The organism is Streptomyces sp. NPDC049577, from assembly GCF_040675635.1.
In the GTDB taxonomy this organism is placed as follows: Bacteria; Actinomycetota; Actinomycetes; order Streptomycetales; family Streptomycetaceae; genus Streptomyces.
The window spans coordinates 1-9,838 of sequence record NZ_JBFAPH010000233.1 but is presented as its reverse complement, the minus strand read 5'-3'; the positions used below and the strand labels follow the sequence as shown (position 1 = coordinate 9,838).

General features: G+C 71.4%; 7 protein-coding genes. 6 read left to right on the top strand and 1 reads right to left on the bottom strand.

The features are described 5' to 3' along the window. Positions 1–95 precede the first annotated feature (95 nt). Genes AB0K09_RS23320 through AB0K09_RS23305 form a run of 4 tightly spaced genes read left to right on the top strand, consistent with a single transcriptional unit; the run spans position 96 to position 6,628 of the window. A complete protein-coding gene (locus tag AB0K09_RS23320) occupies positions 96–3,848 on the top strand; it encodes a hypothetical protein (RefSeq protein ID WP_366067318.1) in 3,753 nt (1,250 codons plus the stop codon). Between the two features lie 43 nt (positions 3,849–3,891). Further along, positions 3,892–4,920 carry a hypothetical protein gene (locus AB0K09_RS23315; RefSeq protein ID WP_366067317.1) on the top strand — a complete coding sequence of 343 codons (1,029 nt, stop codon included), beginning with the start codon at positions 3,892–3,894 and terminating at the stop codon, positions 4,918–4,920. Continuing rightward, entirely contained in the window at positions 4,917–5,666 is a 750-nt protein-coding gene (locus AB0K09_RS23310; RefSeq protein ID WP_366067316.1) for a hypothetical protein, read from the top strand. Before AB0K09_RS23315 ends, AB0K09_RS23310 begins: the two co-directional genes overlap by 4 nt. Then, a complete protein-coding gene (locus AB0K09_RS23305; protein ID WP_366067315.1) occupies positions 5,663–6,628 on the top strand; it encodes an ATP-grasp domain-containing protein in 966 nt (321 codons plus the stop codon). Before AB0K09_RS23310 ends, AB0K09_RS23305 begins: the two co-directional genes overlap by 4 nt. On the opposite strand, the gene AB0K09_RS23300 is transcribed toward AB0K09_RS23305, so the two are convergent. Continuing rightward, the gene (locus tag AB0K09_RS23300; protein WP_366067314.1) at positions 6,597–7,049 is read right to left on the bottom strand and encodes an Lrp/AsnC family transcriptional regulator; all 453 of its coding nucleotides are present in this window, start codon (positions 7,047–7,049) and stop codon (positions 6,597–6,599) included. The two genes, AB0K09_RS23305 and AB0K09_RS23300, sit on opposite strands and share 32 nt — an antisense overlap. Before the next feature lie 142 nt (positions 7,050–7,191). Here AB0K09_RS23300 and AB0K09_RS23295 point away from each other — a divergent pair, with 142 nt between their 5' ends. Next, positions 7,192–8,193 (top strand): asparaginase, encoded by a 1,002-nt coding sequence (locus AB0K09_RS23295; RefSeq protein ID WP_366067313.1) that lies wholly within the window; start codon positions 7,192–7,194, stop codon positions 8,191–8,193. Between the two features lie 40 nt (positions 8,194–8,233). Further along, positions 8,234–9,670 carry an aspartate ammonia-lyase gene (aspA, locus tag AB0K09_RS23290; RefSeq protein ID WP_366067312.1) on the top strand — a complete coding sequence of 479 codons (1,437 nt, stop codon included), beginning with the start codon at positions 8,234–8,236 and terminating at the stop codon, positions 9,668–9,670. Positions 9,671–9,838: the final 168 nt, after the last annotated feature.

The window sequence follows — 9,838 nt, the reverse complement described above, 5'->3', positions numbered from 1 at the left end:
CCCCGAAGGCGCAGTCGGTCGAGGAAGCGTACGGGCCCCAGGGGGAGTCGTACCCGTGGCAGACCTACTGCCGGATGTTCGCAGGAGCGTAGAGCATGGCGACAACCACCCTGTCGAGGCAGTTCGTCTGGACGGTGCTCCCGGCAGGCCGGGCCGTACCGGTACCCGGCCGGCCGGAGCCGATGGCACTGTTGTCGGTGCTGCTGACACCACGCCTGCTGGGTCCCGGCGGGGACGGCCTGACCGTGACGCGGTTCGGCATGCAGAGCTGGCCCCAGCGCCTGTCCGCACTGCGCTTCGAGGTCCACCGCGCGCAGCGGACCCTCGATTCCCTCTGCGTGCCCTATACGACCGCCGACGGACGGACCGTACAGTTCTCCGTTGCCCAACAGCTGAAGGCTTGGCAGGCCATGTTCGCGGGCGACACACCGGTACGGCCGTACCAGTCGGCCTCCTACGAGGGACGTGACGTCAGGGAGTTCCCCGCATCGGAGGCGGCCCAGGAGATCCGCGGCGTCTACACGGCCACCGCCCGCGCGCACTTCGCGCACCGGGGAGCGGTGCCGGAGACCCACGCCGGCCTGCGGGCCGAGCTGCGGCGCATCAGCGACATGTGGCAGACGACCGTCCAGGGACTGAGCGGCGGACCCGCGGATTCACCGGCGGACCGGTCCGCTCTGGCACGGGCGTACGCCTTCTACCGGCGCGACCCCTCCGAGTTCACCCCACTGAGCCACTCAGTAGGGGTACCGCAGAGCGACTTCCACGACATCGTCGCCCGCCTCGCCGACCATCCCCTGCTGCTGCGGGCCCTCGGTCTGCTGGTGGACCTGGCGGTGCCTGTCTCCCAGCTGGCGCCGGGAGACCCCGCGGAGCTGCGCGTCGTTCCCCGGTGGCCGGACCCGGACCCGAATCCGCCCACCGGCTGGACCGGTGCCGCGCAGCAGGACCTGAGTCCGAGCACGGCCTACCTCCTGGACGGCGAGCGCTTTGTCCCGGCGTCCGTTCCGGGGCCGACCGCCACCGAGTTCGCCAAGGGACTCCTCCCCCTGGCCGGCGCCGGTGTGGCACCTTCCGGCAACCCCCGGTTCGAGCTGATGCCGTTCGACGTGGACGGTGCCGCCCTGCGCATGGTCGGCGCCGCGGTGTCGGACACGGCAGCCTCCTCGTCCGGCGCCGACTCTGCGACCGGAGCCCTCCCCACCCTGCGTTCGATGGGGTTCGCCCTGGTCGAACGGGACCGTGAGGCGGAGCACGGCAGGCAGTTGCAGAGGGCGCACCAGCGCGCGAGCGTCAGCGGCCTCCTCTCCCCCGCGCTCTCCGCGGACTCCCTCCTGGGCGGGTACCGGGTCGACATCCTCGATGTCGAGACCGGCCGCTGGTACTCGCTGTGCCAAAGGCGGGTGCGGTACACGATCGGCGGCGTGCCGATCGGTCAGGGGGCGTCCGGTGATGGTGCGGCCGGGCTCCTCGAAGAGGGGTACCTGCGGCCCGCTCCGCTGACGACGGGCGCCGACGCGGACGATGCGCTGTTCATCCACCAGACGGTGGCGCGGTGGGACGGCTGGAGCCTGGTCGCACAGCGGCCGGAGAGGGTCATGGACACGGGTGACAGTCTGCCGACGACGCCTCCCTCGCAGCCGTTCGAGGTGGAGGTCGCGTGCGAGCCCGGCTCCTTGCCAAGGTTGCGGTTCGGCTCCGACTACCGCCTGCGCGTCAGGATCGCCGACCTCGCCGGCGGCGGACTGCGCGGCGACGAGACCGGTCCCGGCGACCAGCAGACCGACGTCTTCACCCACCACCGGTACGAACCGCTCTCGCCGCCGGAGATCCTGCCGACCCGTGCCTTTGCCGACGGCGAGGGCCAGGACCGCATGGTCGTCCGCAGCGACCGCGCCACATCGGCGAGCGACTACGCGGCACAGCACGGCTACCGCGCCTACGACCTGCGCCAGCTCCTCGCGCCGCAGTGCTCGCTGGAACTGGCGGAGCAGCACGGCCGGTTCGACGCGGCCATGGGCCCGAACACCCCGGCCTCCGAGGTGAACAGACTCTTCGGGGTCGCCAAACGAGCGGACCGCGAGGTCCGGGACATCCCCGGAGCGGTCGTCGTCGGAGCCGAGGCCGGCACGGACACGCCCCCCTACACGACCGTCCCCGAGGACGGTGTCGTGACTCCGTGGCTGGCCGATCCGGGGAGCACGCACATCGCCCTGAACGCCCGGCCCCGGCCCATCGACCCGGACACCGGAACCCCCGGTGAGATCCAGAACCTGGCCAAGATCGCCAAGTGGCGGGGCGACTGGCCGGCCTTCAGCCCGGTGGCGCTGCGTCTGGAGGCAGCGACGAAGGGCTGCAAGGTGACCCGGTCCAACGACCACCGCCTCGTCACGGTGGCGCTCGGCCCGGCGGAACAGGTGACGTTCGACATTCCGTCCTGCCCGAAGACCGCGGACGTCCAGCTCTTCGGCATCGCGATCTGGCTGGGCATAGACCCCCACGACCCCGACACGTTCCAGCACATCGTCCAGGGGGAGAACCGTCTGGTCACACCGCCCAGGACGGTCACCCTCGTCCATGCCGTGCAGCGGCCCCTGCGTGACCCCGGTGGACGGCTGACGGCCGATCGGGGGGCCGGGGACACCGACGCCGTCCTCCAGACCGGCGGGCTGCTGATCGACATACCGAGTACCGGGCGCCTCGACGTCGGCGCTGAGTGGACCGATCAGGAGGACGCCCCACCCGCGCGGCCGGCCCCGCAGAAGCGGCAGGCGCACATCGGGTCGTACGACGTCCAGCACCTGCCCCTGTACCAGGCGCTGCCGGAGATCCGGCAGGAGTTCGGCGACACCCGCCACCGTCTCGTCACCTACACCCTCACGGGGGTGTCGCGCTTCCAGGACTGCTTCGAGCGGGCCCTCGCGGCGGACCCCCGCGCCTGTCAGGCAACCGGGGTGCTGGAGGTCACGCACGTGCCGAGTTCAGCGCGGCCGCCCACCCCGGGCTTCCAGTACGCCGTCCCTACGTTCCGCTGGACCGAGACCGCCGACGGACAGTCGCTCACCCGGTTGCGCCAGGGCGGCGGGCTGCGCGTCTTCCTGGAACGCCCCTGGTTCGCCTCCGGGGACGACGAGGCGCTCGCCCTGCTCGCCTGGCCCAACGCCTCGGCGCCCGACGACGCGCTCCGGTACGTCTGTGTCGCGGGACGGGACCCGGTCCGGGACACGGGATCGCCCCCCGCCGTCCTCACGCCGGGTCAGTTCAACGGACCGTCGGCCGGCACCGAGGTGACCCTGCCCGAGCTGCAACGGACACTGACGGCGATCCCGTACGCGGTCCAGTACGACGAAGAGGGCGACCGGTGGTACGCCGACATCGATCTGTCCCCGGTGGTCGCCTCCTCCTACTTCCCGTTCGTCCGGCTCGCCCTGGCCCGCTTCCAGCCGTACACCATGGCCGGTGTGCCCTGCGTGTCGGCCGCGGTCCGGACGGAGCCCCTCCAGCTTCCGCCGCACCGCCGGCTCACCGTCACCCGTGCGCCCGGGCAGGCGACCGTGTCCGTCGACGGCCTCGGGCCCGGTACCGCGCCGAACGTCGTCCGCACCGAACTCCAGGTGCTGAACGCCCCACACGCGGCGGCTCCCCCACCACCGGGTGCCGCCGATCCCGGCGGCTGGACCACGATCTCCAGCACCACTGCCGCACTCCAGCAGAGCCGCGTCCTGACCCTCCCCGACAGCGGGGGGCGCCCCCTGCGCATCGTCGTCCAGGAGTTCGAGACCAGCCCGACGGCCGCCGACGGAACGGGACGGCTCGTCTACGCCGACATCGTTCCCCTCGGGCCGTGACGACGTACCCGGGGAACCGACCAGCCTTGGAAGGGGCCTTGACATGGTGGTACCCGTATTCCAGATGTTTCCCGACACCGCTCCCCTCCAGCTCGCCTACCACGCGACGAGCGGGCTGGTCCCCTTCACCGTGCCCGACGACGCCTCGGACATGTACCTGCGCCTGGTGGCGCTGGGACCCGGCTGCGAATCGCTCGGCGGGGCGGCCCCGAGCATCGAGGTGCGGGCGGGCCAAGGGGAGATCGCGGCCGTACTGCGCGATCCCGGCAAGGGGTCCGTCTCCGACGAGTCCGGAAAGCAGGTCGCGACGGCCTCCTGGACGCGTGAGCCCAACGACATCTTCCTGATCCATCTGGAAATCCTCGACAAGAACCGCCGTCCGTGGCGGCTGCGGATCACGAACAACGATCCGGAAGAGCTGGGTTTCGTGTGGGTGGCCTCGGAAGAGGCCGACAGCACGCGTCAGCCACGGGCCGCCATGAACACCATCATCAATCGGACAGTGCTGCCCAGTGTGGCTCCGGAGGACATCACGCTGACCGTCGCCAACATAGGAACGGCGTCGCTGACGTTCAGCGATCCGCCGGGGAAGGACCTGGGTCTCGGGTTCACCCTGAAGTCGCTGCCCTCGCACATCGAATCGAACAGCTGCGGGACCTTGGTCATCGGAGTCAGTCCCTTCTCTGCCGCGCCCTTGACCGGCGGGAGTCACACCCGCAGCGCAACGTACGTTCTGGCCTGCAACGACCTCGATGCGAGCGACAGGACGCTTTCGCTTTCGCGGTACGACAAGGCCGGGAAGGAGTCGACAAAGGAAAAGGAGTCGAAGGACAAGGAGAAGGACGGCAAGGACAAGGAGCACAAGGACACCCCGCTCGAGCTCATGAAGGCACCGGTGCCGACCGGTTCCGGGTTCGGCGGCGATGAGCCGGGCATCGCCGACCGGTTGGCGGAGCTCGAGCAGCAGGTCGCCCGGCTCACTCATTTCATCCACCAGGATCTGCGACCCGATCTGTCGCAAAGCGCCATGGCCTACGAGAACCCGGCCGTCGACAAGCAGAACGAGGGGTGAACGGCCCCATGTGGCTGGTCCTGTGCGAGCCCGGCGACCGTGCCGGTCAGTGGGCCTACGCCGGCCTGCGAGAACGTGGCCTGGAGCCCTTGGAGCTCGTGTCGCCGCAGGCACTCGTCCACGCGAGGCGCTCCGCGCACCGCGTCGGCGTGGACGGCGCAAGCTTCGAGATCGGTCTGGCGGACGGCCGTACCCTCGTCAGCGGTGACGTCGAGGGCGCGCTCAACCGGTTGTCCTCTGCGCCCGTCGAGCGCCTCGCCTTCGCGACACAGGCCGATACCTGCTACGCCATGGCGGAAATGAGCGCTCTCCTGCTCAGCTGGCTGACGTGCATCGCCCCGGTCACGGTCAACCGCCCCTCCTCCCTGGGCCTGTCCGGCACCTGGCGCTCGGCCGCGGAGTGGAACGCGCTCGCGGCAAGGGCCGGGCTGCCGGTGTCATCGTTGTCCCTGTCCAGTCGCCCGGTGCCCGCGCCGCCCGCGGACCCGGCGACCCACACCGTGGTGGTGTGCGGGGAGCAGGTCTTCGGCGACGTCGAGACGGGCGACCTGGCCCGGGCCTGCACGCGGCTCGCACGGCTGGCCGACACCGACCTGCTCGGAATCGACCTGCGCCGCGGCGGCCGGCACCGGGCCCACTTCGCCGGAGCGAGTCTCCTGCCCGATCTCCGCATCGGCGGCAGCGCCCTCATCGCGTGCCTGCACGAGCGTCTCACCGGGGTGCCGACGGAGACGGAGCCGAGATGATCGTCATCTGCGGTATCCCCAGCGAGCCGCCGATCGCCGCGGTCACCGACGCACTCGGCGACCTCGGCCTGCCCCACACCGTGCTGAACCAGCGGCACTTCCTGGACACGCCACTGGACCTGGAGGTCGACGGCACCCGGGTCCGGGGACGGCTGCGCGCGGACGGCCGGTCCGTCGACTGCTCCACGGTGACCGGCATCTACACCCGGCTCATGGACTGGCACGTGCTGCCCGAAGTACGCGAGACGACCGACGCCGACGAGACCCTCCGCCGCTGTCAGTCGTGGCACGACGTGCTGGGCAGCTGGATCGAGATCGCGCCGGGCTGCGTGATGAACCGCACCGCCGCGACGGCCACCAACCAGTCCAAGCCGTACCAGGCCCAGCTCATCCGCCGAGCGGGGTTCGCCGTACCCGAGACCCTCGTCACCGACGACCCCGGCCTCGTCCGTGATTTCCGGGCCCAGCACGGCCGGCTGATCTACAAGTCGATCAGTGCGGTACGGTCCGTCGTCCATTTCCTCGACGACGAGGCCCTCGACCGGCTGCCGCTCGTCCGCCACTGCCCGGTACAGTTCCAGCGCTACGTCCCGGGCACCAACGTCCGGGTGCACGCCGTGGCGGGAGAGCTGTTCGCCACGAGGATCGAGACCGACCGGGTGGACTACCGCTACGCCCACCGCGACGGCGGCCGGGCGGAGCTCACCCCATGGCCACTGCCCGACGAACTGGCCGAACGGTGCACGGCCCTCGTCACCCGCCTGGGACTGACTCTCGCCGGCATCGATCTGCTCCTGGCCGACGACGGCGAGGTCTACTGCTTCGAGGTCAATCCGAGCCCGGCCTTCAACTTCTTCGAGGCCCACACGGGCCAGCCGATCGCGCGTGCCGTCGCGCTCGCGCTCGCTCGGGGAGACGGCGGCCCGCCCGTCAGCCGACCGGCAGTCCCTTCGGTTCCTTGACCCGCTTCATGATGATCTGCGAGTTGACCTCCGTGATCCCGGACAGCGCCGTGAGGCGCTCGATCCACAGGCGCTCGTAGGCCGTGAGGTCGGCGACCGCGATGCGGAGCAGACAGCCCGGGCTGCCGAAGAGGCGGTAGGCCTCGATGACGTCGGGGATGTCCTGGAGGGCGGCCTCGAACGCCTCGACCGCCTCTCGGTCCCGTTTGACCTCGACGGAGACCAGGACCTCGAAGCTGCGTCCGACCGCCTCGGGGTTGATCACCGCCCGGTAGCCCTGGATCACGCCGTCCTGTTCGAGCTGACGGACGCGCCGCATGCACGGGGAGGCGGTCAGACCGACGCGTTGGGCGAGTTCCTGGATGGTCAGGCGGCCGTCGTTCTGGAGCTCGCGCAAGATATTTCTGTCGATCGCGTCCATGGCGCGATTATCCACCACGGTTTCCGGGCCGGCCCGCCCAAACAAGCGATCCAATTGCGTTCGATTCGTCCTATTGTTGCCCCCTGCCGGGCCGCCCGCACCGGGGGCGGCTGCAACGATCTTGAGAGGGGCGAAGCCGGACATGGGTCAGGTCGTCGTCATCAGCACGGGCGGGACGATCGCCAGCCGCTGGCAGGGGTCCGGGTTCGCCGCCGACGCGCGGGGCGGGGACGTGCTGGCCACCTCCGCGGTGCCGGACGGCGTGACCGTGCGCGTCGTCGACCTGATGAGCGTGAACAGCGCCCGGCTCACCACCCGCGACCAGCTCGCCCTGCTGCACGCCGTGCACGAGGTGCTCGCCGACCCCGCCGTGGACGGCATCGTCGTCACCCACGGCACGGACACGCTGGAGGAGTCGGCCTTCCTCCTCGACCTCCACCACGACGACCCGCGGCCCGTCGTCCTCACCGGCGCCCAGCTCCCGCTCGAGGCGCCGGACGGCGACGGCCCGCGCAATCTCCGCGACGCGCTGCTGACGGCGGGCGCGGAGGCGGCGCGCGGTCTCGGTGTGCTGGTGGTCTTCGACGGGCAGGCGCACGCCGCCCGGGGCACGATCAAGGTCCGGACGCTGGCCGCCGACGCGTTCGCCGACCCGTCCGGCACCCCGGTGGCGGACATCGAGGGCGACCGCTTCCTCCTCCGGCGGCGGCCCGGGCGTCCCGAGCCGCTCCCCCTGCCGCCGGCCGCCGGGGCCCTCCCCCGGGTCGACATCGTGATGCACCACTGCGACGCGGACCCGCTGCTGTTCAACGCCGCGGTCGAGGCCGGGGCCCAGGGCATCGCCCTGGTGGCGACCGGCGCGGGCAACGCCACCCCCGAGGTCGCCGCCGCCGTCGGGGCGGCCGTGGCCCGCGGCGTCCTCGTCGCCGTCACCACCCGGGTCCCCGAGGGCCCGGTCGCGGAGATCTACACCCAGGGCGGCGCCGTCGACCTCGCCGCCGCCGGAGCGGTGCTGACCGGCACGCTCCGCGCCGGGCAGGCCCGGATCGCCGTGCTCTCCGCCGTGCTCTCCGCCACCGACCCGGCCGAGCGCAAGCGCCTGCTGTGCCACGCCCTCGGCAGCACCGAAGCGGCCACGGTCTGACCGCCCTCCTCCCCTCCCCACGTACCTGATCGGATCCCCCATGTCGGTCCCCGTCCCCGGCCCGTACCGCACCGAACACGACCTCCTCGGCGAGCGCGACGTCCCCGCCGGCGCCTACTACGGCGTCCACACGCTGCGCGCCGTGGAGAACTTCCCCATCACCGGCACCCGGATCTCCGCCTACCCGGACCTCGTGACCGCCCTCGCCTCCGTCAAGCAGGCGGCCGCGCTCGCCAACCGCGACCTGGACCTGCTCGACGACCGCAAGGTCGGCGCCATCGTGGAGGCCTGCGAGGAGATCCGCGCGGGGCGGCTGCACGACCACTTCGTCGTCGACGTCATCCAGGGCGGCGCCGGCACCTCCACCAACATGAACGCCAACGAGGTCATCGCCAACCGGGCGCTGGAGATCCTCGGCCACGAGCGGGGCGAGTACCGCCACCTGCACCCGCTGGAGGACGTCAACGCCGGGCAGAGCACCAACGACGTCTACCCGACCGCGGTCAACCTCTCCCTCCAGCTCGCCGCCGCGCGCCTGCTGGAGGCCATGGACGTGCTGCGCGAGGCGTTCGCCGCCAAGGCCGCGGAGTTCGCGGACGTCCTCAAGATGGGCCGCACCCAGCTCCAGGACGCGGTGCCCATGACGCTGGGCCAGGAGTTCGCCGCGTACGCGGTGATGCTGGCCGAGGACCGGGCGCGGCTGGCCGAGGCGTGCGCGCTGCTCCGGGAGATCAACCTGGGCGGCACCGCCATCGGCACCGGCCTCAACGCCCACCCGCGGTACGCGGAGCTGGCCTGCCGCCACCTGAGCGCGATCACCGGCATCCCGCTCACCGTCGCCGGCGACCTGGTCGAGGCCACCCAGGACATGGGCGCCTTCGTCCAGCTCTCGGGCGTGCTCAAGCGGATCGCCGTCAAGCTCTCCAAGACCTGCAACGACCTGCGCCTGCTCTCCTGCGGCCCGCGCGCCGGGCTCGCCGAGATCAACCTGCCGCCCGTGCAGGCGGGTTCGAGCATCATGCCCGGCAAGGTGAACCCGGTGATCCCCGAGGTCGTCAACCAGATCGCCTTCGAGGTCATCGGCAACGACGTCACCGTCACCTTCGCCGCGGAGGGCGGCCAGCTCCAGCTGAACGCCTTCGAACCGGTCATCGCGCACAGCCTCCTCAAGAGCCTCACCCACCTGCGGGCCGGCTGTCTGACGCTGGCCGAGCGGTGCGTCACGGGCATCACCGCCAACCGCGAGCACCTGGCCCGCCTCGTCGAGCAGTCCATCGGCCTGGCCACCGCGCTCAACCCGCACATCGGCTACGAGCAGGCCACCGCCGTCGCGCAGGAGGCGCTGACCACGGGCGCGGCCGTGCACGACCTCGTCCTGGCCAAGGGCCTGCTCACCCAGGACGAGCTCCGCACGATCCTCCACCCGGACAACCTCGCCCGCCCGCACGCCCGGGCCGCGGCGACCATCACCTCCTGACCGGACCGGTCAGCACAACCAGCCCGATCACACGAACCAGAAAGAAGAAGAATTCCCATGGCAACGGCGCCTGGCGTCTCGTACTCGATGACGGTCCGGCTGGAGGTTCCGGCCGGTGGGACCGCGGTCAGCCAGCTGACCACGGCCGTGGAGTCCTCGGGTGGGTCG

Bases quoted from the DNA above. Each gene is read 5' to 3' on its own strand.
- AB0K09_RS23295 (WP_366067313.1), top strand. From the start codon at position 7,192: ATGGGTCAGGTCGTCGTCATCAGCACGGGCGGGACGATCGCCAGCCGC.
- aspA (WP_366067312.1), top strand. From the start codon at position 8,234: ATGTCGGTCCCCGTCCCCGGCCCGTACCGCACCGAACACGACCTCCTC.
- AB0K09_RS23320 (WP_366067318.1), top strand. From the start codon at position 96: ATGGCGACAACCACCCTGTCGAGGCAGTTCGTCTGGACGGTGCTCCCG.
- AB0K09_RS23305 (WP_366067315.1), top strand. From the start codon at position 5,663: ATGATCGTCATCTGCGGTATCCCCAGCGAGCCGCCGATCGCCGCGGTC.
- AB0K09_RS23315 (WP_366067317.1), top strand. From the start codon at position 3,892: ATGGTGGTACCCGTATTCCAGATGTTTCCCGACACCGCTCCCCTCCAG.
- AB0K09_RS23300 (WP_366067314.1), bottom strand. From the start codon at position 7,049: ATGGACGCGATCGACAGAAATATCTTGCGCGAGCTCCAGAACGACGGC.